This window comes from Klebsiella sp. F11, from assembly GCF_056712265.1.
This window is the reverse complement of record NZ_CM160060.1, coordinates 2,609,620-2,635,259: the sequence shown is the minus strand read 5'-3', so window position 1 is coordinate 2,635,259 and position 25,640 is coordinate 2,609,620. Positions and strand designations below refer to the sequence as shown.

General features: G+C 57.8%; 26 protein-coding genes and 2 pseudogenes. 19 read left to right on the top strand and 9 right to left on the bottom strand.

Annotated features, from left to right (window positions below; genetic code table 11):
• Nucleotides 1–231 precede the first annotated feature (231 nt).
• On the top strand, nt 232–402 hold the full coding sequence (locus AC1M2H_RS13115; RefSeq protein ID WP_480151659.1) for a hypothetical protein: 171 nt from the start codon (nt 232–234) through the stop codon (nt 400–402).
• Between the two features lie 44 nt (nt 403–446).
• Here the strand turns inward: AC1M2H_RS13115 and AC1M2H_RS13110 are convergent.
• Together AC1M2H_RS13110 and AC1M2H_RS13105 are read right to left on the bottom strand one after the other, a co-directional pair.
• Nucleotides 447–926, bottom strand: a pseudogene (locus AC1M2H_RS13110) (MetQ/NlpA family lipoprotein); the annotation flags it as partial.
• A 9-nt stretch (nt 927–935) separates the two neighbouring features.
• Nucleotides 936–1,073: pseudogene (locus AC1M2H_RS13105) on the bottom strand (cold shock domain-containing protein); the annotation flags it as partial.
• Nucleotides 1,074–1,497: 424 nt separating this feature from the next.
• Here AC1M2H_RS13105 and add point away from each other — a divergent pair.
• The gene (gene add, locus AC1M2H_RS13100; protein ID WP_480151658.1) at nt 1,498–2,499 is read left to right on the top strand and encodes an adenosine deaminase; all 1,002 of its coding nucleotides are present in this window, start codon (nt 1,498–1,500) and stop codon (nt 2,497–2,499) included.
• A gap of 37 nt (nt 2,500–2,536) precedes the next feature.
• On the opposite strand, the gene AC1M2H_RS13095 is transcribed toward add, so the two are convergent.
• Nucleotides 2,537–3,577 (bottom strand): oxidoreductase, encoded by a 1,041-nt coding sequence (locus tag AC1M2H_RS13095; RefSeq protein ID WP_480151657.1) that lies wholly within the window; start codon nt 3,575–3,577, stop codon nt 2,537–2,539.
• A gap of 189 nt (nt 3,578–3,766) precedes the next feature.
• Between AC1M2H_RS13095 and blr the strand changes: the two genes are divergently transcribed.
• From blr to gstA, 13 genes are all read left to right on the top strand, one after another.
• Nucleotides 3,767–3,904: a division septum protein Blr gene (gene blr, locus AC1M2H_RS13090; protein ID WP_426814576.1), complete on the top strand. Its 138-nt coding sequence runs from the start codon at nt 3,767–3,769 to the stop codon at nt 3,902–3,904.
• A gap of 117 nt (nt 3,905–4,021) precedes the next feature.
• On the top strand, nt 4,022–5,392 hold the full coding sequence (locus AC1M2H_RS13085; RefSeq protein WP_480151656.1) for a GH1 family beta-glucosidase: 1,371 nt from the start codon (nt 4,022–4,024) through the stop codon (nt 5,390–5,392).
• Nucleotides 5,393–5,758: 366 nt separating this feature from the next.
• Complete coding sequence (ydgT, locus tag AC1M2H_RS13080) at nt 5,759–5,974, top strand: transcription modulator YdgT (RefSeq protein ID WP_041147653.1); 216 nt, start codon at nt 5,759–5,761, stop codon at nt 5,972–5,974.
• Between the two features lie 160 nt (nt 5,975–6,134).
• Complete coding sequence (locus tag AC1M2H_RS13075; RefSeq protein WP_480151655.1) at nt 6,135–6,575, top strand: DUF2569 domain-containing protein; 441 nt, start codon at nt 6,135–6,137, stop codon at nt 6,573–6,575.
• 78 nt (nt 6,576–6,653) lie between these two features.
• Nucleotides 6,654–7,235 (top strand): electron transport complex subunit RsxA, encoded by a 582-nt coding sequence (gene rsxA, locus AC1M2H_RS13070; protein WP_015366851.1) that lies wholly within the window; start codon nt 6,654–6,656, stop codon nt 7,233–7,235.
• 1 nt (nt 7,236) lies between these two features.
• Entirely contained in the window at nt 7,237–7,815 is a 579-nt protein-coding gene (gene rsxB, locus AC1M2H_RS13065; RefSeq protein WP_426814573.1) for an electron transport complex subunit RsxB, read from the top strand.
• Nucleotides 7,808–10,075 carry an electron transport complex subunit RsxC gene (rsxC, locus tag AC1M2H_RS13060; RefSeq protein ID WP_480151654.1) on the top strand — a complete coding sequence of 756 codons (2,268 nt, stop codon included), beginning with the start codon at nt 7,808–7,810 and terminating at the stop codon, nt 10,073–10,075. The genes rsxB and rsxC overlap by 8 nt, the downstream gene beginning before the upstream one ends.
• Complete coding sequence (gene rsxD / locus AC1M2H_RS13055; RefSeq protein ID WP_480151653.1) at nt 10,076–11,128, top strand: electron transport complex subunit RsxD; 1,053 nt, start codon at nt 10,076–10,078, stop codon at nt 11,126–11,128.
• Nucleotides 11,129–11,137: 9 nt separating this feature from the next.
• Nucleotides 11,138–11,758, top strand: coding sequence for an electron transport complex subunit RsxG (gene rsxG / locus AC1M2H_RS13050; protein ID WP_480151652.1), 621 nt, complete (start codon nt 11,138–11,140; stop codon nt 11,756–11,758).
• Between the two features lie 3 nt (nt 11,759–11,761).
• A complete protein-coding gene (locus AC1M2H_RS13045; RefSeq protein WP_480151651.1) occupies nt 11,762–12,466 on the top strand; it encodes an electron transport complex subunit E in 705 nt (234 codons plus the stop codon).
• Nucleotides 12,466–13,104 (top strand): endonuclease III, encoded by a 639-nt coding sequence (gene nth / locus AC1M2H_RS13040; RefSeq protein ID WP_480151650.1) that lies wholly within the window; start codon nt 12,466–12,468, stop codon nt 13,102–13,104. The genes AC1M2H_RS13045 and nth overlap by 1 nt, the downstream gene beginning before the upstream one ends.
• A 600-nt stretch (nt 13,105–13,704) precedes the next feature.
• On the top strand, nt 13,705–15,210 hold the full coding sequence (gene dtpA, locus AC1M2H_RS13035; protein WP_480151649.1) for a dipeptide/tripeptide permease DtpA: 1,506 nt from the start codon (nt 13,705–13,707) through the stop codon (nt 15,208–15,210).
• Between the two features lie 109 nt (nt 15,211–15,319).
• A complete protein-coding gene (gstA, locus tag AC1M2H_RS13030; RefSeq protein WP_480151648.1) occupies nt 15,320–15,925 on the top strand; it encodes a glutathione transferase GstA in 606 nt (201 codons plus the stop codon).
• 46 nt (nt 15,926–15,971) lie between these two features.
• Here the strand turns inward: gstA and pdxY are convergent, their stop codons facing one another.
• From pdxY to anmK, 5 genes are all read right to left on the bottom strand, one after another.
• A complete protein-coding gene (gene pdxY / locus AC1M2H_RS13025; protein ID WP_480151647.1) occupies nt 15,972–16,832 on the bottom strand; it encodes a pyridoxal kinase PdxY in 861 nt (286 codons plus the stop codon).
• Between the two features lie 61 nt (nt 16,833–16,893).
• Entirely contained in the window at nt 16,894–18,168 is a 1,275-nt protein-coding gene (gene tyrS, locus AC1M2H_RS13020; RefSeq protein ID WP_480151646.1) for a tyrosine--tRNA ligase, read from the bottom strand.
• Nucleotides 18,169–18,416: 248 nt separating this feature from the next.
• Complete coding sequence (gene pdxH, locus AC1M2H_RS13015) at nt 18,417–19,073, bottom strand: pyridoxamine 5'-phosphate oxidase (RefSeq protein WP_480151645.1); 657 nt, start codon at nt 19,071–19,073, stop codon at nt 18,417–18,419.
• A gap of 57 nt (nt 19,074–19,130) precedes the next feature.
• On the bottom strand, nt 19,131–19,454 hold the full coding sequence (gene mliC, locus AC1M2H_RS13010; RefSeq protein ID WP_480151644.1) for a C-type lysozyme inhibitor: 324 nt from the start codon (nt 19,452–19,454) through the stop codon (nt 19,131–19,133).
• A gap of 91 nt (nt 19,455–19,545) precedes the next feature.
• Nucleotides 19,546–20,670: an anhydro-N-acetylmuramic acid kinase gene (anmK, locus tag AC1M2H_RS13005; RefSeq protein ID WP_480151643.1), complete on the bottom strand. Its 1,125-nt coding sequence runs from the start codon at nt 20,668–20,670 to the stop codon at nt 19,546–19,548.
• Between the two features lie 360 nt (nt 20,671–21,030).
• On the opposite strand from anmK, the gene slyB reads away from it, so the two are divergent.
• On the top strand, nt 21,031–21,498 hold the full coding sequence (gene slyB, locus AC1M2H_RS13000; RefSeq protein WP_426814564.1) for an outer membrane lipoprotein SlyB: 468 nt from the start codon (nt 21,031–21,033) through the stop codon (nt 21,496–21,498).
• Nucleotides 21,499–21,841: 343 nt separating this feature from the next.
• Here the strand turns inward: slyB and slyA are convergent, their stop codons facing one another.
• Nucleotides 21,842–22,282 carry a transcriptional regulator SlyA gene (gene slyA / locus AC1M2H_RS12995; RefSeq protein WP_480151642.1) on the bottom strand — a complete coding sequence of 147 codons (441 nt, stop codon included), beginning with the start codon at nt 22,280–22,282 and terminating at the stop codon, nt 21,842–21,844.
• Between the two features lie 170 nt (nt 22,283–22,452).
• On the opposite strand from slyA, the gene AC1M2H_RS12990 reads away from it, so the two are divergent.
• Genes AC1M2H_RS12990 through AC1M2H_RS12980 form a run of 3 tightly spaced genes read left to right on the top strand, consistent with a single transcriptional unit; the run spans nt 22,453 to nt 25,620 of the window.
• Complete coding sequence (locus AC1M2H_RS12990) at nt 22,453–22,689, top strand: DUF1656 domain-containing protein (RefSeq protein ID WP_480151641.1); 237 nt, start codon at nt 22,453–22,455, stop codon at nt 22,687–22,689.
• A gap of 10 nt (nt 22,690–22,699) precedes the next feature.
• Complete coding sequence (locus AC1M2H_RS12985) at nt 22,700–23,596, top strand: efflux RND transporter periplasmic adaptor subunit (protein ID WP_480151640.1); 897 nt, start codon at nt 22,700–22,702, stop codon at nt 23,594–23,596.
• On the top strand, nt 23,596–25,620 hold the full coding sequence (locus AC1M2H_RS12980; RefSeq protein ID WP_480151639.1) for an FUSC family protein: 2,025 nt from the start codon (nt 23,596–23,598) through the stop codon (nt 25,618–25,620). Before AC1M2H_RS12985 ends, AC1M2H_RS12980 begins: the two co-directional genes overlap by 1 nt.
• Nucleotides 25,621–25,640: the final 20 nt, after the last annotated feature.

Here is a 25,640-nt window from a genome sequence, read left to right as displayed (position 1 = left end):
CAAATCAGCGGCGACAGAGCAATAAGTGGCTGTTTTATGGCTATGATATGATGTCGATCGCGATTCCCGCGTATTATTTCCGCCCGCAAAGCAATTATCGGGCGGGCTTACGTAAATCAGACGCCACGCGCCCGGCAACCTCGCCATACAGCGGCCGCAAGGCACTCCCCCGGATGTTTACCCGCAGCCTGGTTGTAATACAATTAGCCTACTTTTAGCGTGAGGTACGTAATGAACATATTTCAAGCCCAGCCCCAGGATGTTGATAAAATCCTGCCGCTCTATCTGGGCTATCGTCATTTTTATCAGGTGGAAGCGCAGCCGGCGCAGGCGCTCTACGAGCGCAACGCCTTCGTTCGGGATACGGACTTTTTTGTCTACAATAAGATGCTGAACAAATAGGCGATATTCGATATCAGGGCGTGGCCCTGATATCGGAAGCAAGATTACCAGCCCTTAACCGCATCGCCTTTATACAGCTCCGCCGCCGCGGCCGCCACTTCATCGGTCTGATACGCCTTCACCAAATTTTTCACCTTCTCGCTGTCTTTATTATCGACGCGGCTGGCAAAAATATTGACGTACGGCGAGTTCTTATCTTCGACAAATAGCCCGTTACGGCTCGGCGACAGTCCGATCTGGCTGGAAAACGTGGTATTGATAACCGCGAGAGATATTTGCCTGTCGTCCAGCGCCCGCGTCAGCTGCGGAGCCTCAATCTCAACGATTTTTAAGTGCTTGGGATTATTGACTATATCCAGCGCGGTCGGCAGGAGACCAACGCCCTCTTTAAGGGTAATCAGCCCCTGCTTTTGCAGCAGAAGCAGCGAACGGCCGAGGTTTGTCGGATCGTTCGGTACGGCCACCTGCGCGCCGTCCGGCAGCTGGTCAATAGCGGTAATCTGCTTTGAATAGGCGGCGATGGGGTAAACAAAGGATAAGGTTTTAAAGCCCTCGCCCTGCAGCGCAGAAAAATGCACGAAAACATCTTTACTGCCGTCGACGGGAGAAATAAAGCCAAAACCTTTACCTTCGTTAAACCATTTTACTAAACCAATCATCTTATCAGACATAAGTATTATCCCAATGTTCAAAGCCTTGCGGCGAAAAAGTTCGCATCACAGAAATTAATTAATAACGATAAGGAGGCTCGAAAAAAGGATTATTCAGGAATAACGCTTGAGATGAGGACTGCTTTACTAAACCGCTTTATTGGTTCTGTGGACCAAACCGACCTGCTATTGATCGCATAGATAACTATTGATAGCAAGTATTATTTTCTGCTGCGCCGGAAAGTCGCGACTATTTTTAGCGCAGCCTGCGGGTAAACGCGCGGCAGAGATGGAGACGGAATCGCAACGCTGAATCTTAAACTGAGCTAAGCGCTCCCGTGACGCCGCCAGATGCTTGTATAGACAGAATTTTTTTCAATACTTTTAAACAGTTATCACCCTGTTGTATAATGATGTGCACTTTTACTAAAAAATGAGTGCGACCATGATTGATTCAACTTTGCCACTAACCGACATTCATCGCCATCTTGACGGCAACATCCGGGCCCAAACGATTCTCGATCTTGGCCGCCAGTTTAACATCGCGCTCCCGGCCACCACTCTCGATACCCTGCGTCCGCACGTCCAGGTCACCAGCAACGAACCCAATCTGGTGAGCTTCCTTGCCAAACTTGACTGGGGCGTAAAGGTGCTCGCCTCGCTGGAAGCGTGCCGTCGTGTGGCGTATGAAAACGTCGAAGACGCGGCGCGCAACGGCCTGCACTACGTTGAGCTGCGCTTCTCCCCGCGCTATATGGCGATGGCCCACCGCCTGCCGGTTGACGGCGTGGTTGAAGCGGTCATTGCCGGCGTGCGCGACGGAAGCCGCGATTTTAACGTCGAAGCGCGGCTGATTGGTATTATGAGCCGCACCTTCGGCGAGGACGCCTGCCAGCAGGAGCTCGACGCGCTGCTTGCCCACCGCGACGGCATTACCGCGCTCGACCTCGCCGGAGATGAGCTCGGCTTCCCCGGCACCCTGTTTATGCAGCACTTCACCCAGGCTCGCGACGCCGGCTGGCGTATTACCGTCCACGCGGGGGAAGCGGCTGGCCCGGAAAGCATCTGGCAGGCGATTCGCGAGCTGGGCGCCGAGCGTATCGGTCACGGGGTGAAGGCGGTGCAGGATCCGGCGCTGATGGACTTTTTGGCCGCGCAGCGTATCGGGATTGAATCCTGCCTGACCTCGAACATTCAGACCAGCACCGTCGCGTCGCTGGCCGAGCATCCGTTAAAAACCTTCCTCGAGCACGGCGTGCTGGCCTCGATTAACACCGACGATCCGGCGGTACAGGGCGTCGATATTATTCATGAATACAACGTTGCCGCCCCGGCCGCGGGCCTGAGCCGCGAGCAAATCCGCCAGGCGCAAATCAACGGCCTCGAGCTCGCCTTCCTCAGCGCGCAGGAAAAAGCGGCGCTGATCCAGCGCGTGCAGCGCGCCTAGATGCCTGCCCGGCAGCAATCCTGCCGGGCGTTGCATCTTAAATCAGGCATAGCGTGGCGCGATGCCTTGCTGATTCAATCCCCAGCTCAATCAGCTCCATAATCTGAATAGCCTGACTCGCCGGGACCGGATTCTCTCCGTTCCCGTTCAGCGCATCGCGAATGGCGGCGTAGTACGCCGGGTAGTTGCCGGGCAGCGTTAGCCAGCTCTCCTCGCTGCGATCCTCGCCGTCTACGCGCGTCAAAATCCCGTCGCGCATATCGTATCCCCAGTCCTCCTGCGGAAGGCGTTCGCCGTTTTTCAGCCGCTCCTCCTGCGGGTCGAGACCATATTTGATATAGCTCCCCCGCGAACCGTGGACGATATAGCGCGCGGTTTCCGCCGCCGCCAGCAGAGTGGCGTGCAGGATCACCCGGCGCTGCGGGTAAACCAGCGCCGCGTGGAAATAGTCGGTAGATTGCGCTCCCGGGCGCAGCTGGGCTAAATCGACGCTCATGCTGACCGGCAGGCCAAACAGGTCGATCGCCTGATCGAGCAGATGGGGACCGAGATCGAACCAGATCCCGCTTCCCGGGCCGCCCCGCTCTCGCCAGCGGTCGCGTACCTGGGGGCGGTAGCGGTCGAAGTGCGATTCGAAATAGCAAACCTCGCCCAACAGCCCTTCATTAATCAATGATTTAACGGTTAAAAAGTCGCTGTCCCAGCGCCGGTTATGAAACACCGAAAGCAGCCGCCCCCGGCTTCTGGCAACGGCGTCCAGCTCGCGGGCCTGTGACAGCGTCACGGTAAAAGGTTTATCCACCACCACGTGCTTCCCCGCCTCCAGCGCGGCCCTGGCCAGCGGAAAATGGGTATCGTTCGGCGTGGGGATGACGATCAGGTCGATGTTGGGATCGTCAAACAGTTGGCGGGGTTCGGCAACGACGCGCACCGTCGGCCAATCGATCCGTACCTTACCCTCATCGCTGCTCGACACTGCGGCAAGCGTCATTCCCGGCGTACCGCTTATCAGCGGCGCATGAAACGTTTTACTGGCATACCCGTAGCCGATTATTGCGACGCGAATATTGTCACTCATCTTGCAACCTCTCTGGCGAAACGTTCGGGGTTCACCATAACTATAAGACTCAAATGTCTTATTAGCTTTACTTATGAATCAGCAACCGTTCACTCCTGCATCAATAGACAAATCCGTTCCAGCGGGGACTTGCGTTGTTCGCGTCATTTAGTAACATTTACATCCGTTTTAACTTTCAATAGCAGAATTATGGCAGCCGTTTTCAGCAGAATTGTAGAGCTTATAGGTTGGGTTGTTTTTGGCGTTTCAGCCCTGCTTTTGGTTATCGCGCATCACATTGATAACTACCAATCCCCGCCTCCGGCTAATGTCGTACAGGCAAAATAGGGTTAACGCTAAAGAGTGACCCGTCTCGCAAGTATGCAACCGGTTTCTGAAACCGGTTGCATATGCGCATCCCCCTTCATTACACTCTCCTTATTCATTCGCTAAGGAGCTCTTCACATGGCCGCATTTCCGCAAAATTTTCTCTGGGGCGCCGCTACCGCAGCCTATCAGGTTGAGGGTGGCCACAATGCCGACGGAAAGGGGCCGTCGATCTGGGACATCTACTCTCACCTGCCGGGCACTACCTTCCAGGGGACCAACGGCGACATCGCCGTCGATCACTACCACCGCTTTCGCGAGGACGTCGCGCTGATGGCCGAAATGGGCCTGCAGAGCTACCGCTTTTCCATCTCCTGGCCGCGCCTGCTGCCCGGCGGCCGCGGCGAGGTCAACGAAGCCGGCGTTCGATTTTATAGCGATCTGATCGACGAACTGCTGGCGCACAATATCGAGCCGATGATTACGCTCTACCATTGGGATCTGCCGCAGGCGCTGCAGGATGAGGGAGGCTGGGAAGCCCGCAGCACCGCTGAAGCCTTCGCCGAATACGCGCGCCTGTGCTACGCGCGTTTCGGTTCGCGGGTCAAGCTGTGGGCCACCTTCAACGAGACCATCGTTTTTATTGGCCATGGCTACATTAACGGCTGCCATCCGCCGGCGGTACGCGACCCGGCGCGCGCCATTCAGGCCTGTCACCACGTCTTTGTCGCCCACGCGATGGCGATTAAAGCGTTTCGTGAAATGGGCGTTGCCGGCGAGATTGGTTTCGTCAACGTTCTGCAGCCGCATACTCCGCTCACCGATAGCGAAGAGGATCGCCGGGCGACCGAGCTGGCGGACGCTATCCATACCCACTGGCTATATGACCCGGTGTTAAAAGGCACCTATCCCGAAGAGCTGCTGCAGCAAACCCAGGCTCTGTGGGGCGTCCCGCGCTTTGCCCCCGGCGATGAGGCGCTGCTGCGAGAAAACCACAGCGATTTTATCGGCCTCAACTACTATCGCCGTGAAACCGTTTCAGCCCACCCGCCGGAAGGATTAAGCGGCGGCGAACCCGGCGCTGAGGGCCTGTACTATTTCGTACGCAATCCGCAAAGCACCTACACCGAATGGGGCTGGGAAATCTGGCCGCAGGGGTTAACGGACGGCATTATGATGATCAAGGAGCGCTACGGTGATATTCCGATTTACATCACCGAAAACGGCTTAGGCGCCAAAGACCCGATTATTGACGGCGAAATTGTCGACGACCCGCGTATTGACTACCTCAGCGCCCATATTAATGCGCTGGAAAAAGCGCTGGACGCCGGAGCCGACGTGCGCGGCTATTATCCGTGGTCATTTATCGATCTGCTGAGCTGGCTTAACGGCTACCAGAAACAGTACGGTTTCGTTTACGTCGACCATCAGCAGGGGCTCGCCCGCAGGCGCAAAAAGAGCTTCTTTTGGTATCAAAACGTTATTGCCAGCCGCGGCCAACAGCGTTAATCTTCTTCTCCAGGCGCCGTCCGGCGCCTGATTCAGCGCTAGAATATTCTTAAATTTCTTGTTACTACACCGGGAATGTAATCAGTTCTTGTCTTTAGTATTTACAACCGAAATAATTCCGCCGCGGCCCGTTAATTAATAAAGGTGCCGCTGGTTGAGAGCAGGTTTACTGAAGGCTGGTAATATTCAACTTAGAGACGATCCCACCAGGCAATGGTTGCCGCTATTTTTGCCGCCAGAACGTGAAATCACCGCAGCGTACGCGAAGTGCGTGAGGATATGCCCGCGGTCCTGGCCAAAATGGTAAATCAAATAGCCTGATGGGACAGGCTCATATTTATTCCGATTATAAAAATGGACACGCAAATGACCGTTCAGGACTACTTATTAAAATTTCGTAAAATCAGCTCGCTGGAAAGTCTGGAAAAACTTTTTGACCACCTTAACTACTCCCTGACCGATAACGAAGAGATCGTTAACATGTACCGCGCCGCTGACCATCGCCGGGCCGAGCTGGTTTCTGGCGGTAAACTGTTCGATATTGGACAGGTTCCTAAATCCGTCTGGCGTTACGTGCAATAAAAACTGTTCTGAAGCACGCCAGTTGCTTATACTCCCGCCCTTGATTTTGATCCGTACCTGAGCCGGGCGAACGGTGCGAACGCGCGGACGCTTGCTCAGGTAAGCGCGTGCAGCCTGACGCTCAACGGGTATTTCACTGGCGTTAAATCCGGGAGAAAGTATGTCCTCTGACTCTGCAGAAAGAATTGGCGGATGGCTGCTGGGGCCGCTTGCATGGCTGCTGGTTGCGCTGTTAAGCGCTTCGCTGTCGCTGCTTATATTTGCTAATGCGTTAATGGCGCCGCAAACGTTCTCCTTGCTGGGCGCGATGAGCGCCGGAAATCTTATCCTTTGGGGCGTCTCCCTACTGTTCGCCGTCGCCATGTGGTACTACACCCTGTGGCTGACGCTGGCCTTTTTCAAACGGCGGAAGATCGTGCCGAAACACTATATTATCTGGCTGCTGATCTCCCTGCTGCTGGCGATTAAGGCCTTTGCCTTCTCGCCAATATCGGACGTTCTGGCCCTGCGCCAGCTGCTGTTCCCTCTTCTGGCTGCGGCGCTGCTGGTTCCTTACTTCAAGCGCTCCGAACGGGTTAAACGGACCTTTGTTAATCCGTAATAACCCCACTGATAACCTGTTGTCGCCGGTATCGTTTTATTCGATAATAGGCGGCTTTTTCCGTTTCAGGTCGAATTGATGGCTGATTATTTACTGCTCTTTGTTGGTACCGTCCTCGTTAATAACTTCGTGCTGGTGAAGTTTCTTGGGCTGTGTCCGTTTATGGGGGTTTCCAAAAAGCTGGAGACCGCTATGGGTATGGGGCTGGCCACCACCTTTGTGATGACGCTGGCCTCTATCTGCGCCTGGTTAATTGATACCTGGATTCTCATCCCGCTGAATTTGGTCTATTTACGCACGCTGGCCTTTATTCTGGTCATTGCGGTAGTGGTGCAGTTCACCGAAATGGTGGTGCGCAAAACCAGTCCGGCGCTCTACCGCCTGCTGGGCATTTTCCTGCCGCTGATCACCACCAACTGCGCCGTGCTTGGCGTGGCGCTGCTGAATATTAACCTTGGGCACAATTTTCTGCAGTCCGCGCTGTACGGTTTTGCGGCGGCGGTCGGCTTCTCTCTGGTTATGGTGCTATTTGCCGCCATTCGCGAGCGTCTGGTGGTTGCCGACGTCCCGGCGCCGTTTCGCGGCAACGCCATTGCGCTGGTGACGGCGGGCTTAATGTCGCTGGCATTTATGGGCTTTAGCGGTTTGGTGAAGTTGTAATATGAGCGCTGTGTGGATAGCCGTCATTGCGATCAGCCTTCTCGGGCTGATTTTCGGCTTAATTTTAGGTTACGCCTCCCGCCGTTTTGAGGTGGAGGACGATCCGGTCGTTGAAAAGATCGACGAGCTTCTTCCGCAAAGCCAGTGCGGCCAGTGCGGCTACCCCGGCTGCCGTCCTTATGCGGAAGCGGTTGGCCTGCAGGGTGAGAAAATCAACCGCTGCGCCCCCGGCGGCGAAGCGGTGATGTTAAAAATTGCCACCCTGCTGAACGTCGACCCGCAGCCTGCTGACGGCGATGCCGGGCAGGCGGAGCCGGTGCGTATGCTGGCGGTCATCGACGAAAAGAACTGTATTGGCTGCACGAAATGCATCCAGGCCTGCCCCGTTGACGCCATTGTCGGCGCAACCCGTGCGATGCATACGGTGGTGAGCGACCTCTGTACCGGCTGTAATCTGTGCGTCGCGCCCTGCCCAACGCAATGTATAGAGATGGTTCCGGTTGCGGAGACCACCGAAACCTGGAAGTGGGATCTACACACCATCCCGGTGCGCATCATTCCTGTGGAACAACATGTTTAAGCTATTTTCCGCGTTCAAAAAAGACAAGGTCTGGGATTTCAACGGCGGTATTCATCCGCCGGAGATGAAAACCCAGTCAAACAGTACGCCGCTGCGCCAGGTCTCCCTGGCGCAGCAGTTTGTTATTCCGCTGAAGCAGCATATTGGCGCCCAGGGCGAGCTTTGCGTGCAGCCCGGCGATCGCGTCCTGCGCGGCCAGCCGCTGACCCGCGGTTGGGGAAAAATGCTGCCCGTTCACGCCCCGACGTCGGGTATCGTCAGCGCCATCGCGCCGCATTCGACGGCGCATCCCTCGGCGCTGGCGGAGATGAGCGTCATCATTGATGCCGACGGCGAAGACCGCTGGATTGAGCGCGACGGCTGGAGCGACTACCAGAGCAAATCCCGCGACGAGCTTATCGAACGCATTCACCAGTTCGGCGTGGCCGGGCTGGGCGGCGCCGGTTTCCCCACCGGGATTAAGCTGCGCGGCGGCGGCGACAAGATCGACACCTTAATTATTAACGCCGCCGAGTGCGAACCCTACATTACCGCCGACGATCGCCTGATGCAGGACTGCGCGGCGCAGATTATCGACGGTATTCGCATCCTGGCCCATATTTTACAGCCGAGCCAGGTGCTGATCGGCATTGAGGACAACAAACCGCAGGCGATCTCCATGCTGCGTGCGGTACTGAGCGAGGCGCACGGCATCTCCCTGCGCGTGATCCCGACCAAATATCCCTCCGGCGGCGCCAAACAGCTGACGCAGATCCTCACCGGCAAGCAGGTCCCTCACGGCGGCCGTTCTTCCGATATCGGGATCCTGATGCAAAACGTCGGCACCGCCTACGCGGTTAAGCGCGCGGTGATTGACGGCGAGCCGCTGACCGAACGCGTGGTGACCTTAACCGGGGAAGCGGTTTCGCGCCCGGGCAACGTCTGGGCCCGGCTGGGCACGCCGGTGCGTCATCTGCTGAATGATGCCGGTTTTTGCCCAGGCGCGGAGCCAATGGTCATTATGGGCGGTCCGCTGATGGGCTTTACCCTCCCGTGGCTCGACGTGCCGGTGGTCAAAATCACCAACTGCCTGCTGGCCCCGTCGGCCAGCGAAATGGGCGAGGCGGAAGAAGAAAAAGGCTGCATCCGCTGCAGCGCCTGCGCCGATGCCTGCCCTGCCGATCTGCTGCCGCAGCAGCTGTACTGGTTCAGTAAAGGCCAGCAGCACGACAAGGCCACGGCCCACAATCTGGCCGACTGCATTGAGTGCGGCGCCTGCGCCTGGGTCTGCCCGAGCAATATTCCGCTGGTGCAGTACTTCCGCCAGGAGAAGGCCGAGATCGCCGAGATTCGCCTCGAAGAGAAGCGCGCGGCCGAAGCCAAAGCCCGCTTTGAATCCCGCCAGGCGCGTCTGGAGCGCGATAAGGCCGCACGCCTTGAACGGCATAAACAGTCCGCCGTGCAGCCAGCCGCCAAAGATAGCGAAGCGATTAATGCCGCCCTCGCCCGCGTGCGTGAAAAACAGCAGGATGCGGCCCAGCCGATCGTCGTGCAGGCGGGCGCTAAGCCGGACAATAGCGAAGCCATCGCCGCTCGCGAAGCGCGCAAAGCGCAGGCGCGCGCGCGTAAAAGCGAACAGACCGCGTCCGAACCGTCGACCGGCGCAGCTATAGACCCGCGTAAAGCCGCGGTCGAGGCCGCCATTGCCCGCGCTAAGGCCCGCAAGGCTGAACAGCAGCAGGCTGAAGACACGGTCACGCCGGAAGCTGAAGCCGTCGACCCGCGCAAAGCCGCGGTCGAGGCCGCCATTGCCCGCGCTAAGGCCCGCAAGGCCGAACAGCAGCAGGCGCAAGCCACGGTCACGCCGGAAGCTGAAGCCGTCGATCCGCGCAAAGCCGCGGTCGAGGCCGCCATTGCCCGCGCTAAGGCCCGTAAGGCCGAACAGCAGCAGGCTGAAGTCACGGTCGCATCGGAGGCTGAGGCCGTCGATCCGCGCAAAGCCGCGGTCGAGGCCGCCATCGCCCGCGCTAAGGCCTGTAAGGCAGAACAGCAGCAGGCGCAAGCCAAGGTCACGCCGGAAGCTGAAGCTGTCGATCCGCGCAAAGCCGCGGTCGAGGCCGCCATCGCCCGCGCTAAGGCCCGTAAGGCAGAACAGCAGCAGGCGCAAGTCGCGGTCACGCCGGAAGCTGAGGCCATCGATCCGCGTAAGGCGGCAGTCGCAGAAGCAATCGCCCGAGTTCAGGCCAGGAAAGCATCCCGGCAGGCAGTTAACGAGGAATAAATGGTTTTCAGAATCGCAAGCTCTCCCTATACCCACAACCAGCGTCAGACCTCGCGGATTATGCTGCTGGTGCTGCTCGCCGCCGTACCCGGCATCGTGGTGCAGACCTGGTTTTTCGGCTGGGGCACCGTGCTGCAGGTTATCCTGGCGGCCCTGACCGCCTGGGGAACCGAAGCCGCCATCCTTAAACTGCGTAAGCAGAATATTGCCGCCATTCTGGCCGACAACTCTGCGCTGCTGACCGGCCTGCTGCTGGCCGTCAGTATTCCGCCTCTTGCCCCCTGGTGGATGGTGGTCCTCGGTACCGCCTTCGCCGTTATCATCGCCAAACAGCTGTACGGCGGACTGGGACATAACCCGTTTAACCCGGCGATGATTGGCTACGTTGTACTGCTGATCTCCTTCCCGGTGCAGATGACTTCCTGGCTGCCGCCGCAGGAGATTGCGGCCCATATCCCAGGCTTTAGCGACGCGCTGCGGGTTATTTTCACCGGCCACACCGCCGCCGGCAGCGATATGAACGCCCTGCGTCTCGGGGTCGACGGTATCAGCCAGGCCACGCCGCTGGACACCTTTAAAACCTCCCTGCACGCCGGCCATCAGGTCAAAGAGATCCTCCAGTACCCGATTTTCGGCGGCGCTCTGGCGGGACTTGGCTGGCAGTGGGTGAATATCGCCTGGCTGGTCGGCGGGCTGTTCCTGCTGTGGCAGAAGACGATTCGCTGGCATATCCCGCTTAGCTTCCTGCTAAGCCTGGCCATCTGCTCCACCCTCGGCTGGTTTTTCTCGCCGCAGAGCCTGGCCGCGCCGCAGATACATCTGCTGTCCGGCGCCACCATGCTCGGCGCGTTCTTTATTTTGACGGATCCGGTAACCGCCTCCACCACCAACCGCGGGCGCCTGGTTTTCGGCGCGCTGGCGGGCCTGCTGGTGTGGCTTATTCGCAGCTTCGGCGGCTATCCTGACGGCGTAGCCTTCGCCGTGCTGCTGGCGAACATTACCGTTCCGTTGATTGATTACTACACGCGCCCCCGCGTGTACGGCCACCGCTGAGGACCCGTCATGTTAAAAAGCATGCGCAAACACGGCATCACGCTGGCGCTTTTCGCCGCCGGCTCCACCGGTCTGACGGCGGCTATCAATGAGCTGACCAAATCGACGATTGAAGATCAGGCGGCTAAGCAGCAAAAGGCGCTATTTGACCAGGTTCTGCCCGCAGAGCTGTATAATAACGATCTGCTGCAGAGCTGCTATCTCGCTTCCGCTCCGGCGCTGGGTAAAGGGCAGCATAAGATCTGGATTGCCAAAAATACCGATATCCCGGTGGGTGCGGTCATGGAAACCACTGCGCCGGACGGCTATTCAGGGGCGATTCAGCTGCTGGTCGCCGCCGATTTTAAAGGTACCGTTCTCGGCACCCGGGTCACCGAGCATCACGAAACGCCGGGCCTCGGCGATAAAATTGAGCTACGTCTGTCCGACTGGATCACCCATTTCGCCGGCAAAGTTATTCACGGAGAGAGCGACGGCCATTGGGCGGTTAAAAAAGACGGCGGCGATTTTGACCAGTTTACCGGCGCGACCATTACGCCGCGCGCGGTCGTCAACGCGGTTAAGCGCGCCGGCCTGTACGCGCAAACGCTGCCAACGCAGATTCCCGAATTCACCGCCTGTGGAGACTAGAGCATGAGCGAAGTAAAAGACGTTATTGTTCAGGGGTTGTGGAAAAACAACTCCGCGCTGGTCCAGCTACTGGGGATGTGTCCTCTGCTTGCCGTGACCTCCACCGCCACCAACGCGCTGGGATTAGGGCTGGCCACCACCCTGGTTCTGACCCTAACCAACCTGACGATCTCCAGCCTGCGCCGCTGGACGCCGGCCGAAATCCGTATTCCTATTTACGTGATGATCATCGCTTCGGTGGTGAGCGTCGTACAGATGCTGATTAACGCTTACGCCTACGGGCTCTACCAGTCGCTGGGGATCTTTATCCCGCTGATTGTGACCAACTGCATTGTCGTCGGCCGCGCCGAGGCCTTTGCGGCGAAAAAGGGCCCGGCCCTCTCGGCGCTGGACGGTTTCGCGATTGGCATGGGGGCCACCTGCGCCATGTTCGTGCTCGGCTCGCTGCGTGAAATCATTGGTAACGGGACGCTGTTTGATGGCGCCGATAGCCTGCTCGGCGGCTGGGCGAAAGCGCTGCGCATCGAGGTTTTCCATACCGACACGCCGTTCCTGCTGGCGATGCTGCCGCCGGGGGCGTTTATCGGCCTCGGGATGATGCTGGCGGTCAAATATCTTATTGATGAGCGCAGCAAGCAGCGCAAGGCCCGGGCGGCGATCGCCGAAGCCCCGGCCATCGCGCCGTCTGATGCCGCAGGGAAAGCCTGATGAATAAGAGCAAACGTCTGGAAATTCTGACCCGCCTGCGGGATAACGACCCGCATCCCACCACCGAGCTCAACTTCAGCTCGCCGTTTGAGCTGCTGATCGCGGTGCTGCTCTCGGCGCAGGCCACCGACGTCAGCGTCAATAAGGCGACGGCGAAGCTCTATCCGGTCGCCAACACCCCGGCGGCGATGCTCGAACTGGGCGTCGATGGGGTCAAGTCGTATATCAAGACCATCGGCCTGTTTAACAGCAAGGCCGAGAACGTCATTAAGACCTGCCGAATTCTGCTGGAGCAGCACAATGGCGAAGTCCCAGAGGACAGAGCCGCTCTGGAAGCGCTGCCCGGCGTCGGGCGCAAAACCGCCAACGTGGTGCTTAATACCGCCTTCGGCTGGCCGACCATTGCGGTCGATACGCATATTTTCCGCGTTTGCAACCGGACGCAGTTTGCTCCCGGTAAGAACGTCGAGCAGGTTGAAGAGAAGCTGCTGAAGGTGGTTCCCGCCGAGTTTAAGGTCGACTGCCACCACTGGCTTATTCTCCACGGACGCTACACCTGCATCGCCCGCAAGCCGCGCTGCGGTTCCTGCCTGATTGAAGACCTCTGCGAGTTCAAAGAGAAGGTCTACGCTGCCTGATGTCTGAACAAAGCCATTACCCTGTCTGTGGTAATGGTTCTGTTCATCCCCTTTCATCCCTGCCACTTTCTCCATGATATCGCCGGTTAACAGGGCATTCATCTGCTTATATAACGCCAAGCCAGGTTAATCATTTTTTCCGGCGAAAAAATTTCTATACATTTGTGATCCAGATCATCCATGCAACCTAATGTTAATTTGTTGTTGCTTACTTGCTAACAAAAGCCAGCAATTGCAATAGCAGAGCCGAACTTACCAGGAGAATACCCCATCATTTTTTAGGATTATGGCCTATATCACTGGATTAAAGGCTAATTAGCAGAATATATCGCCCTTGCGCGCTATACAGCGAATGAAGACAGATAAAAATATCACCAATAGAGAAACAGTGAAATTTAACTCTGCATAACATTTGTATGACCGGCGTATTATAAGGCATTGGTTATGTGTAACAGAGTATTACAAAGCTATTGCCTGATCGGTCAGGATAGTGAACATTACCTGCCGTTTTCCCTCCAGAATAACTATAAAGGCGGCGGTCTGCGAAGATTGCGCCCCGAACACCCCCCGTTAATATGGGATGTAAAAAAAGAGGTATATGTGTCAACTGCAAACAATAAACCAGCAGAAAGCGTGAGTTTGAACGCTTTCAAGCAGCCGAAATCGTTCTATCTGATCTTCTCGATCGAATTATGGGAGCGTTTTGGTTATTACGGCCTACAAGGGATCATGGCCGTTTACCTGGTAAAACAGCTGGGTATGTCAGAAGCGGATTCTATTACACTCTTCTCCTCCTTCAGCGCGCTGGTCTACGGCCTCGTGGCTATCGGCGGCTGGCTGGGCGATAAAGTGCTCGGCACCAAACGCGTCATTATGCTGGGTACGATCGTACTGGCCATTGGCTACGCCCTGGTCGCGTACTCCGGACACGACGCCGCTATCGTTTATATGGGTATGGCGACTATCGCCGTCGGTAACGGCCTGTTTAAGGCGAACCCGTCCTCCCTGCTCTCTACCTGCTATGCGAAAGACGACCCGCGTCTGGACGGTGCATTTACCATGTACTACATGTCCATCAACATCGGTTCGTTCTTCTCAATGCTGGCGACCCCGTGGCTGGCGGCGAAGTTTGGCTGGAGCATCGCCTTCTCCCTGAGCTTTATCGGCATGCTGATTACGCTGGTCAACTTTATATTCTGCAAGAAATGGGTGAAAAACTACGGTTCCAAACCCGACTTCGCGCCGGTTCATTACGGTAAGCTGCTGGCCACTATCGCCGGCGTGGCGATCCTTGTGGTTATCGCAACCTGGCTGCTGCATAATCAGGGCATCGCCCGTATGGTTCTGGGCGTGGTCGCGCTGGGTATCGTCATCATCTTCGCAAAAGAGACGCTCGCCCTGCAGGGTGCCGCGCGCCGTAAGATGATTGTGGCCTTCATTCTGATGGTGCAGGCGATCGTCTTCTTCGTCCTCTACAGCCAGATGCCAACCTCCCTGAACTTCTTCGCCATCCGCAACGTTGAGCATGCGATCATGGGCATCAGCTTCCAGCCGGAGCAGTTCCAGGCGCTGAACCCGTTCTGGATTATGGTTGGTAGCCCGATTCTTGCCGCCATCTATAACAAGATGGGCGACCGTCTGCCGATGCCGCATAAGTTCGCTATCGGCATGATCCTCTGTTCCGCCGCATTCCTCGTGCTGCCGCTGGGCACCAAATTCGCCAGCGATGCCGGTATCGTGTCGGTAAATTGGCTGATTCTGAGCTACGCGCTGCAGAGTATCGGCGAGCTGATGATTTCCGGCCTCGGCCTGGCCATGGTGGCCCAGCTGGTTCCGCAGCGCCTGATGGGCTTCATCATGGGCAGCTGGTTCCTGACCACCGCGGGTGCGGCAATTATTGCCGGCAAGATTGCTAACCTGATGGCCGTTCCGGAAAACGTTACCGACCCGCTGGTCTCTCTGAACGTTTACGGTCACGTATTCATGCAGATTGGTATCGTAACGGCCGCTATCGCCGCGCTGATGCTGCTGACGGCGCCGAAGCTGAATCGCATGACCCTGGACGACGATAGCGTCACCAAAGAGCGCGAGACAGCAACCGCCTAAGCGCTTCGGGAAAACCATTTGATTTAGCCGCTAACCTTGCCGTTAGCGGCTTTTTTTTTACCCCTGGGCGGACTAACATACAGAAAACTGCAGCCACGAGGAGTTACCGATGAAACTGTTCTACAAACCCGGCGCCTGTTCTCTTGCCTCGCATATCGCCCTGCGCGAAAGCGGGCTGGACTTCACCTTACAGGGCGTTGACCTGATGAAAAAACGCCTTGAAAACGGGGAGGATTACCTGTTGGTCAACCCCAAAGGCCAGGTGCCGGCGCTGCTGCTTGACGACGATCTCCTGCTGACGGAAGGCGTGGCGATTATGCAGTACATTGCCGACCGCTTCCCGGATCGGCAGCTGCTGGCTCCGGTGGGCACCGTCGCCCGCTACCAGACTCTGGAATGGCTGAACTACGTCGCAACGGAGCTGCACAAAGGCTTCACTCCGCTGTTTCGTCCGGATACGCCGGAAGATTACAAACCCACGGCGCGAGCGCTGCTGGAGAAGAAGCTGCAGTATATTAACGAATCGTTGGAAGATAAGCAGTGGCTGAACGGCCATCGCTTCACCATCGCCGATGGCTATCTGTTTACCGTGCTGCGCTGGGCGTACGCGGTGAAGCTGAATATGGCAGGCTATCACCATATCGAGGCGTGGATGAAGCACATCGCCGCGCGCCCGTCGGTGGCGGCGGCGCTGGAAGCTGAAGGACTGAAGTAACGGTGGTTGCCCTGCCCGGGCGCGGTTCCGGGCAGGCTGTCAGCGCCTACAGCTGCGTGGCGCTGAAGAGATGCTCCGGCAGCGCAATGCGATCCTGCGCCGCCACGACCTGCAGCTCATACTCCTGCATTCTTTTGGTCGCCAGCATGATTTCGTATACCGCCGCGGTAACGTGCTCCAGCGCATCGCGCAGGCTCGCTCCCTGCAGAAGCTTCACCAGCAGCAGGCCGCTGGTTACATCGCCCACTCCCACCGGCTGACGCAGGCCAAAGTCCACCAGCGGACGGCTGATATGCCAGGCTTCGTCACGCGTCACCAGCAGCATTTCAAAACGGTCCATGCTCATCCCGGCGCGCGACAGGTGCTTCACCAGCACCACTTTCGGTCCCCGGGCAATCAGCTCCCGCGCGGCAGCCACCGCTTCGCCGACGTTGGCCACCGGATGCTCGCAGAGAATTTCCAGCTCCAGCAGATTCGGCGCGATAATATCGCTGGCAGGCAGCGCGTGGCGCACGTGAAACTCGGCCACGCCCGGTGCTACGATGCAGCCCTTTTCCGGATGGCCCATCACCGGATCGCAAAAATACTTTGCCGCCGGATTGGCCGCTTTCACCTGACGAACAATCCCGAGAATATGTTCGCCCTGTTCCGCCGATCCCAGATAGCCGCTGAGCACCGCGTCGCAGCGCTGAAGCTGATTAATATCAGCGATGCCCTGGACGATCTCGGTCAGATGCGCCGGCGGCATGACGCAGCCGGTCCATTTACCGTACTGGGTATGGTTTGAGAACTGCACGGTGTTGAGGGGCCAGACGTTCGCGCCCAGGCGGCGCATCGGAAACTCGGCGGCGCTATTGCCGGCATGGCCAAACACAACGTGGGACTGGATGGCGAGGATATTCTTCATCTTGGATACCTGACAGCAAAAAATAAGGGGCGTGGTTTCCCACGCCCCTGCCTTTACGCAATTACTTCCAGCAGACCAGACAGTAATTTTTCTTACCGCGGCGCAGTAAGGTATAGCGACCAAACAGGCGATCGCCTGCGCCGAAGACGTACTCCGGATCGGCCTGCTTTTCGCCGTTGATGGTCACCGCGTTGGAGGCGATGGTTTTACGCGCCTGACCGCGGGACGGCTGCAGCTCGGAATCCACCAGCGCCTGCACCAGATCGGCGCCCTGTGCCATCTCAATCATCGGCACGCCATCCTGCGCCAGCTGCTCGAAGTCCGCTTCGCTCAGCTCGCTCAGGTTGCCGTTAAACAGGCTCTCGGTAATGCGTTTGGCGGCGATCAGCCCCTCTTCGCCGTGAACCAGACGCGTCACCAGCTCCGCCAGCACGTACTGCGCGCGCGGGGCCTTACCGCTGTTTTTATCTTCTTCCTCGAGGGCGTTGATCTCGGCAATATCCATAAAGGTGAAGAACTTGAGGAAGCGATAAACGTCGGCATCCGCGGTGTTGATCCAGAACTGGTAGAATTTGTACGGACTGGTTTTCTTCGGATCCAGCCATACCGCGCCGCCTTCGGTCTTACCGAACTTGGTGCCGTCGGCTTTGGTGATCAGCGGAACGGTCAGGCCAAATACCTGGTTCTGATGCAGACGACGGGTCAGGTCGATACCGGAGGTAATGTTACCCCACTGATCGGAACCGCCGATTTGCAGCGCCACCCCGTGCAGCTCATTCAGGCACGCGAAGTCGTAGCCCTGCAGCAGGTTGTAGGAGAATTCGGTAAAGGAGATGCCCTGATCGTCACGGTTCAGACGCTGCTTCACCGCTTCTTTGTTGATCATCTGATTGACGGAGAAGTGCTTGCCGATATCACGCAGGAAGGTCAGCACGTTCATGCCGCCGAACCAGTCGTAGTTATTGGCGGCAATGGCCGAGTTCTCTCCGCAGTCGAAGTCGAGGAACGGCGCGACCTGCTTGCGAATTTTATCCACCCACTCCTGCACGGTGTCTTCGGTGTTCAGCTTACGCTCGGCGGCTTTAAAGCTCGGGTCACCAATCAGACCGGTCGCGCCACCCACCAGCGCCACAGGCTTATGGCCTGCCTGCTGGAAGCGTTTCAGGCATAACAATGGAACAAGATGCCCCAAGTGCAAGCTGTCGGCGGTAGGATCGAAGCCGCAATAGAGCGCGATCGGGCCTTGCGCCAGTCGCTCTGCTAACGCTTCCTCGTCCGTCACCTGGGCTACCAGCCCCCGCTCTTGCAATTGTTTAATCAAGTTACTGCTTGCCATCAAATTCTCCATGTATAAACGACTGCACCTTTGCCGGTACACGACTTTTCGCCAGACGCGAAAAAATACGACACAAAATGATTCAGGCGGCATCAAAGCGGCGATCGCAGAAAGCCTCGGGCGCCTACGCGGGTAGGCTGCCGGGGTGCACGGGCGTGGCCAGCTACGATGCGGCGTGAAAAATGAAGCCTATAGAATAAAGCGCCGGGGAACGTAGTACCAGCGCTTAAACCAACATTTTGCGCCCTTTATGGCGCCAGGCGGTCGATTTGCCAGCCTTCGTTTTGCCGCTGGTACAGAAAACGATCGTGCAGGCGATGTTCGCCCCCCTGCCAGAACTCCATCTGCTCGATGCTGACGCGGAATCCGCCCCAGAAGCTCGGCAGCGGCACTTCGCCCTGCTGGAACTTTTGCTTCAGCTCAAGGAATTTACTTTCAAGGATACCGCGAGCGGAAATACGGCTCGACTGCTGAGAGACCCAGGCGCCGATCTGGCTATCGCGCGGGCGGCTGTGGAAGTACTTCACCACTTCCAGCGTCGACAGGCGCTCAGCTTTGCCGGTTACCATCACCTGGCGTTCCAGCATATGCCACGGAAACAGCAGGCTGATGCGGGGATTATTTTCGATCTGGTGCGCTTTGCGGCTGCCGAGGTTGGTATAAAACACCAGCCCCTTTTCGTCATAGTGCTTTAGCAGCACGATGCGCTGGTAGGGCTGGCCGCTTTCATCAACGGTAGCCACCACCATCGCCGTGGGGTCGGCCAGTCGGGCATCGCAGGCCTGGCGGAGCCAGCGCTCAAACAGCGCCAGCGGTTCGGCGGGAAGATCGTGGCGACGCAGGCCACCACGGGTATACTCTCGGCGCAGATGCGCGATTTGCTGCAATTCGTCGTTGTCTGACATGGCAATTGAGAAAATAGTGATCGGGTGGCGTCATTGTGCGCCCCCGGGCCAGAAATCTCAACGTTTGGCGGCTGGCAGCTGGCAGTTTTCCAGCACCACGCGGTCGTGCTTGTAGACGGTCGCGCTGTCGCCTTTTGACCAGAAGACGTAAACGCCGTCGGTATAGCGTGCCCCCGACGCCGATAGCCCCTGCTGCAGGTTTAGCTGCTGGTTATCGTAGATGAAGCTCACCTGCTGGCGGGCGTTATTGAGATGAACGGTCAGCGGTTTCTGATCGCACTGATACTCCAGCGTATCGGTCTGCATGCGCTCGACGAACTGGTTGTAATAGCTACAGCCTGCGAGCATAAAAGGTATCGCTGCGATAAGGATTTTTTTCATTTGTGTGCCTTCGACTTTCCCGGTCCAGGAGGATTTTACCCCTCCGCTTACTTCATCCAGTCTACCGGTTAATAAAATAGAGCGAATTCAGTTAACTCTGATTCTGCGCCAGGTTAGCCGGGAAAATGGCGCCAAGAATGGAGGCTTCTGCGGCGCCGGTCACCGACGGCAGGTTGCCCGGCAGCCCGGAAATGGTGCGCCACGCCAGCCACGCAAAGGCCAGCGCCTCCATATCGTCACCGCTGATCCCCGCCGCGTCGGTGGTAGAGACCTCGGTACCCGGCAGCAGCGCCGCCAGCCGCGCCATCAGCAGCGGATTGCGGGCCCCGCCGCCGCACACCAGCAGCCGCTCGCAGCCGCCGCTGAGCAGCACCTGTTCGCCAATCGTCACCGCTGTCAGCTCCGTCAGGGTCGTCTGCACGTCCTGCGCGCTGACGCCGGGATAGCGCGCCAGATGCCGCTCCAGCCAGCCGTAGTTGAAATATTCGCGCCCGGTACTCTTCGGCGCGGGCAGCGCGAACCACGGATCGCTGAGCATATCCTGCAGCAGCGGCAGAAGCACCCTGCCTTCGCTGGCCCACTGCGCGTCTTTATCGTACGGCTTGCCGCACTGACGCCAGATCCACGCGTCCATCAGCATGTTGCCAGGGCCGGTGTCATAGCCGCGCACCGGCAGGCCGGGCGCCAGAAGCGAGAGGTTAGCGATGCCGCCAACGTTGAGCACCATCCTGCGCTCGCTCGGGTGCGCCAGCAGCGCGTGGTGGAAGGCCGGAACCAGCGGCGCGCCCTGGCCGCCAAGAGCCATATCGCGACGGCGGAAATCCCCCACCACCGTAATGCCGGTGTGGGCGGCGATCTGGTTGTTGTCACCGATTTGCAGGGTATTTGGCGCATCGCCCATCGGCTCGTGCCACACCGTCTGACCATGGCAGCCAATAGCAACAATATCCGACGCCTGTAAACTCTCCTGACGCATTAGCGCCTTTACCGCATCGGAAAACAGCCGCCCCAGGCGCGTATCAAGCTGCCCTAGCTGCGATAAGGTGAGCGACTGTCCCTGACAGATGGCCAGAATCTCTTCTTTTATCGCAATAGGGATGGGATAGGTCAGGCTGGCCTGCTGGGCCACAATACTTTCGTTAATTACCGCCAGAACCACGTCGATACCATCCAGGCTGGTGCCGGACATTACGCCAATAAAGCGACCTGATTTCATACGCCTTCCTTCATTCCATGACTCTCGTATAGCGACACTCCATCATAAAGACGGGGTCATTGCTATGGGACAATAATTTTTTAACACTAAAACGGATAAACCTTAAATCATTCCGGCTGTCAGATAATCAGGTTTTAGCCGCTTTCGGCCGCGCTAAAGCCTGAGCAGAGAAGCCCGAAGCCGCAGAGTTATAAACTCGGCGCGGCGCGTAAAGCGCTTACGTTTAGCTGCGGTTAAGGCGTTTTTGCTTATTATTTTTCATATTGTCCATGCGGAAGCTATGCCAGCTGGCACTTATATGCCATATAATTGACCACATGGAAGTTCAACAGAACGCTATTTGGTGAAGGAGATTCATAAATGATTTTACGTGTTTTGGCTGTCTCGATGATTGGTTTTACTCTTGCGGGCTGCGTGAGCAGCAGCGGCCTTTCCGGTGATGTTTACTCCGCATCCCAAGCCAAACAGGTCCAGAGCGTCACTTACGGTACCATCGTTCATACCCGCGCGGTCCAGATCCAGGGCGGTGACGACAGCAATGCCATCGGGGCTATCGGTGGCGCTGTTCTGGGTGGATTCCTCGGTAACACCATCGGCGGCGGCACCGGCCGCTCGCTGGCAACGGCAGCAGGCGCAGTTGCGGGCGGCGTAGCCGGCCAGGGCGTGCAGGGCGCAATGAATAAAACCCAGGGCGTTGAGCTGGAAATCCGTAAAGATGACGGCAACACCATTCTGGTGGTCCAGAAACAGGGCAGCACTCCGTTCTCCGTTGGCCAGCGCGTCGCGATTGCCGGCAGCGGCAGCCAGGTCACCGTGTCCCCGCGTTAATATTCTTTCATGCGGCCTTGCGGGGCCGCATTATTTCCTCAGAATATCAGCTTCATGAATACAGCCAATTAAACAGCTGCCGCCGCTAATATAAACCGCCTATCTTTGCGTCTTCGCAATCGCTATCGCTTCAGGCCTTGCATTATTACCGCGAGATCGTCAGCCACGCGCGATGAAATCCTATAGCGCAGAGCGTTTTTATTGGTGACAGTCACCTGACCGCAGAGAAGTGCGTGAAGCGCGCGGATGCGGCGATATATGAAGCGAAAAACGGCGGACGCAACCGCATCGTCGTGCGGCTGTAGAGGATGCGAGGCCCTGAGGGATCAAGGCCCCGGACAGGTTAATCTTTTGCCTGGAGGTCCAGAATATTGTGCTCCAGCTTGCGGATCAAACCGAGCAGCATTTCAACCTCTTGCCGCGAGACGCCGGACAGAATTTCATCGCGCGTTTTTCTGATAACCTCTTCCATCTCGTTGATCAGCGGCTCCGCTTTTTCCGTCAACCGAATACGCTTCGCCCGCCGATCGTTGGCACAGGTCTGGCGAGAAATGAGACCTTTCTCCTCCAGCTGATCCAGCGTACGCACCAGCGAAGGCTGCTCAATACCGATAGCTTTCGCCAGTTGAATCTGCGACTGCTCAGGCGGCAGCTGATGGATGTTATGCAGCGTGACCCAGTGCGTCTGCGTTAACTCCAGAGGTTTCAGGCGATGGTCGATCAGCGCGCGCCAGACGCGCACTAAACGTGCCAGATCAGAACCCAGTGGCGATTCCAATTTCATCTCCTTATAATTAGCTTGCTAAGTTATTATACTGATTTTAGAATAGTGTGCAGCATTTGAATAATCAAAACAAATGAATTACCTGATTCACTAATATGAAAACAATGATTTACAATGCAAATAATAGCATTACCTGACATTCTACCTGCAACGGCAAAGGATTTTTGCTTGTGAAACTGAGTCTTAACGCTTGCGGATTGTCGCTCCAGGACCTGGTGTTTGGCGCTTCTATCTATTTCCCTCCCCTGTTTAAAGCCGTCCTGCCGGGATTCTTTATCTGGCTGGTGCTCCACCGTCAGCTGCGCGACTGGATGTACGCCGGCGATATCTGGCACCCGCTGCTGATGGATCTCTCCCTGTTTGCGCTTTCAGTGTGTCTGGCGCTGGTTCTGTTGACCATCTGGTAATGTTAACTCGATGAAAAAAATAAAATACTTCTCAACCCTGTTGATCGCGGCGCTGGCGATTATTGCCGCCTGGCTGGTCTGGAACTACTACACCCAATCGCCGTGGACCCGCGACGGCAAGGTACGCGCCGAGCAGGTCGGCGTCACGCCTCAAGTCTCCGGCAGCATCCTGCAGCTCAACGTCCGCGATAACCAGTTGGTGAAAGCCGGAGACGTGCTGTTTAAGATCGATGACACCCCCTATCGAATTGCCTTACTCGACGCCCAGGCGCAGCTGGCCAAAACCCGCGCCGACCTGGCGAAGGCCCGGGTGGAACAGGCGAAAGCCGCCAGTGACGCCGCCCGCCGCCGAAATCTGTCGCGCAACGTGATTTCCGCCGAAGATCTGGAAAGCGCCGGCACCGCGCTGAATACCGCTAATGCGGTCCTCGAAGCGGCCAAAGCCCTGGTGGGCGTGGCGCAGGCCAGTCTTGAACACGCCCAGTGGCAGCTGGAGCAGACCGCGATAAAGGCTCCGGTTGACGGCTGGGTCACCAATCTCTCGACCCGGGTGGGCGACTACGCCTCGGTTGGCCACCCTCTGTTCGCGCTGGTAGACAGCCACTCGTTCTACGTCATCGGCTATTTTGAAGAAACCAAGCTGCGCCATATCCGCGCCGACGATAGCGCCGAGGTTATTCTGTATAGCAGCAAGCAAAAGTTACAAGGTCACGTCTCCAGCATCGGCCGTGCCATCGTTGACCAGAGCGTTGAAAGCGGCGCCGGGCTGGTGGCGGATATTAAACCGAATATTCCGTGGGTACGCCTGGCCCAGCGGGTGCCGGTACGCATCGAGCTGACCGACCTGCCGCCGGAGATCACGCTTATCTCCGGCACCACCTGTACCGTCTCTATAGGCCAACCGTAGTGAAGGTGCAGGCCCTGACGTGGCGCGCGCTTCCGTGGGTTAAGGCCAGCCGGGCGCAGTGGCGGTACGCGCTGCGCAACGGTATTGCCATGTGCCTGGCGCTGAGCGTCGCCTATTGGCTGAACCTCGACGAGCCCTACTGGGCGATGACCTCGGCGGCGGTGGTCAGCTTTCCGACGGTCGGCGGCGTGATCAGCAAAAGCTTTGGCCGCATCGCCGGCAGCCTGCTCGGCGCCTGCGCCGCCCTGCTATTGGCCGGCCATACCCTGAACGATCCGTGGCTGTTCCTGTTTAGCATCTCGGCATGGATCGCGCTCTGCACCTGGGCCTGCGCGATGTACACCAATAACGTGGCCTACGCTTTCCAGCTTGCCGGCTATACCTGCGCCATTATTGCCTTCCCGGTGATCAACGTTACCGACGCCAACGAGCTGTGGACCATTGCCCAGTCGCGCGTTTGCGAAGTCATCATTGGGATCCTGTGCGGCGGGTTTATGATGATGATCCTGCCCAGCACCTCCGACGGTACTACGCTGCTAACGGCGTTGAAAAACATGCACGCGCGCCTGCTGGAGCATGCCAGCCTGCTGTGGGTACCGGAAACCACCGATGCCATTCGTACCGCCCACGAAAGCGTAATTGGCCAGATCCTGACCATGAACCTGCTGCGTATTCAGGCCTTCTGGAGCCACTACCGCTTCCGCCGACAGAACCCGCTGCTGAACTATTTGCTGCACCAGCAGCTGCGCATGACCAGCGTCATCTCCAGCCTGCGCCGAATGCTGCTCAACTGGCCCGATGCGCCGACCAATACCCGCGCGGTGCTGGAGACGCTGCTGAGCGAACTGGCCAGCCCGCGCGCCGATCTCTACTCCGTCGCCCGCATTATCGCCCCGCTGGCGCCCGGAGCCGCTGCCGACTACCGGCATCTGGCCTTCTGGATGCGCCTGCGCTACTTCTGCCGCCTCTATCTGCAGAGCAGCCGCTGGATAGCGCGGGTGGAAAACGCGACGGCAGTGACCGAATTCAACGTTCCTTCGGCGCCCGCGCTGGCCCGCCACACCGATCAGGCGGAAGCGCTGTGGAACGGCGTGCGAACCTTCTGCGCGCTGGTGATGGTCGGGGCCTGGGGCATCAGCACCCAGTGGCAGTCCAGCGCCGCCGCGCTCACCCTCGCCGCTATCTGCTGCGTACTCTATTCCGTCTCGCCCTCGCCGTTTAAATCGCTGACGCTGCTGATGCGCACGCTGGTGCTGCTCTCGCTGTTCAGCTTCGTGGTGAAATTCGGCCTGATGGTGCAGATAACCGATTTATGGCAATTCCTGCTGTTTCTCTTTCCCCTGCTTACCACCATGCAGCTGCTTAAGCTGCAGATGACAAAGCTGGCGGGTCTGTGGGGGCAGCTGATCGTTTTTATGGGTTCGTTTATTTCGGTAACCAATCCGCCGGTCTACGACTTTGCCGCATTCCTTAACGATAACCTGGGAAAAATCATCGGCGTAGGCCTTGCCTGGCTTGCCTTCGCGGTGATAAGCCCGGGCTCGGATGCACGCAAAAGTCGTCGCCACATCAAGGCGTTACGCCGTCACTTTGTCGATCAGCTTAGCCGCCATCCGCAGCACAGCGAGCACGAGTTTGAGTCTCTGGTTTATCACCACATCAGCCAGCTGAGTAACAGCCAGGATGCCCTGGCGCGCCGCTGGCTGCTGCGCTGGGGGGTGGTGCTGCTTAACTGTTCGCACGTGGTGTGGCAGCTTCGGGAGTGGGAAACCCGCTCCGACCCGCTCTCTCAGGTGCGCGATCTGTGCATCAGCCTGCTGCGGGATGTGATGAGCGAGCGCGGCGTTCAGCAGCGGCCGCTGGCGTCAACGCTGCAGGAGCTGCAGCGCATTTGCGACGCGCTTAGTCATCACCATCAGCCGGCGGCGAAGGAGCTGGCGGCGGTTATCTGGCGCCTCTACTGCGCGCTGTCGCAGCTGGAGCAGGCGCCCGTTGCCGGAACGATAGAAGAAAGGACGGCGTGAAGCGTTGGCGCTGAAAGAAA

What these genes read in the sequence shown, in the direction of transcription:
- AC1M2H_RS13115 (WP_480151659.1), top strand. Translation starts at nt 232, where the DNA reads ATGAACATATTTCAAGCCCAGCCCCAGGATGTTGATAAAATCCTGCCG.
- add (WP_480151658.1), top strand. Translation starts at nt 1,498, where the DNA reads ATGATTGATTCAACTTTGCCACTAACCGACATTCATCGCCATCTTGAC.
- AC1M2H_RS13095 (WP_480151657.1), bottom strand. Translation starts at nt 3,577, where the DNA reads ATGAGTGACAATATTCGCGTCGCAATAATCGGCTACGGGTATGCCAGT.
- blr (WP_426814576.1), top strand. Translation starts at nt 3,767, where the DNA reads ATGGCAGCCGTTTTCAGCAGAATTGTAGAGCTTATAGGTTGGGTTGTT.
- AC1M2H_RS13085 (WP_480151656.1), top strand. Translation starts at nt 4,022, where the DNA reads ATGGCCGCATTTCCGCAAAATTTTCTCTGGGGCGCCGCTACCGCAGCC.
- ydgT (WP_041147653.1), top strand. Translation starts at nt 5,759, where the DNA reads ATGACCGTTCAGGACTACTTATTAAAATTTCGTAAAATCAGCTCGCTG.
- AC1M2H_RS13075 (WP_480151655.1), top strand. Translation starts at nt 6,135, where the DNA reads ATGTCCTCTGACTCTGCAGAAAGAATTGGCGGATGGCTGCTGGGGCCG.
- rsxA (WP_015366851.1), top strand. Translation starts at nt 6,654, where the DNA reads ATGGCTGATTATTTACTGCTCTTTGTTGGTACCGTCCTCGTTAATAAC.
- rsxB (WP_426814573.1), top strand. Translation starts at nt 7,237, where the DNA reads ATGAGCGCTGTGTGGATAGCCGTCATTGCGATCAGCCTTCTCGGGCTG.
- rsxC (WP_480151654.1), top strand. Translation starts at nt 7,808, where the DNA reads ATGTTTAAGCTATTTTCCGCGTTCAAAAAAGACAAGGTCTGGGATTTC.
- rsxD (WP_480151653.1), top strand. Translation starts at nt 10,076, where the DNA reads ATGGTTTTCAGAATCGCAAGCTCTCCCTATACCCACAACCAGCGTCAG.
- rsxG (WP_480151652.1), top strand. Translation starts at nt 11,138, where the DNA reads ATGTTAAAAAGCATGCGCAAACACGGCATCACGCTGGCGCTTTTCGCC.
- AC1M2H_RS13045 (WP_480151651.1), top strand. Translation starts at nt 11,762, where the DNA reads ATGAGCGAAGTAAAAGACGTTATTGTTCAGGGGTTGTGGAAAAACAAC.
- nth (WP_480151650.1), top strand. Translation starts at nt 12,466, where the DNA reads ATGAATAAGAGCAAACGTCTGGAAATTCTGACCCGCCTGCGGGATAAC.
- gstA (WP_480151648.1), top strand. Translation starts at nt 15,320, where the DNA reads ATGAAACTGTTCTACAAACCCGGCGCCTGTTCTCTTGCCTCGCATATC.
- pdxY (WP_480151647.1), bottom strand. Translation starts at nt 16,832, where the DNA reads ATGAAGAATATCCTCGCCATCCAGTCCCACGTTGTGTTTGGCCATGCC.
- tyrS (WP_480151646.1), bottom strand. Translation starts at nt 18,168, where the DNA reads ATGGCAAGCAGTAACTTGATTAAACAATTGCAAGAGCGGGGGCTGGTA.
- pdxH (WP_480151645.1), bottom strand. Translation starts at nt 19,073, where the DNA reads ATGTCAGACAACGACGAATTGCAGCAAATCGCGCATCTGCGCCGAGAG.
- mliC (WP_480151644.1), bottom strand. Translation starts at nt 19,454, where the DNA reads ATGAAAAAAATCCTTATCGCAGCGATACCTTTTATGCTCGCAGGCTGT.
- anmK (WP_480151643.1), bottom strand. Translation starts at nt 20,670, where the DNA reads ATGAAATCAGGTCGCTTTATTGGCGTAATGTCCGGCACCAGCCTGGAT.
- slyB (WP_426814564.1), top strand. Translation starts at nt 21,031, where the DNA reads ATGATTTTACGTGTTTTGGCTGTCTCGATGATTGGTTTTACTCTTGCG.
- slyA (WP_480151642.1), bottom strand. Translation starts at nt 22,282, where the DNA reads ATGAAATTGGAATCGCCACTGGGTTCTGATCTGGCACGTTTAGTGCGC.
- AC1M2H_RS12985 (WP_480151640.1), top strand. Translation starts at nt 22,700, where the DNA reads ATGAAAAAAATAAAATACTTCTCAACCCTGTTGATCGCGGCGCTGGCG.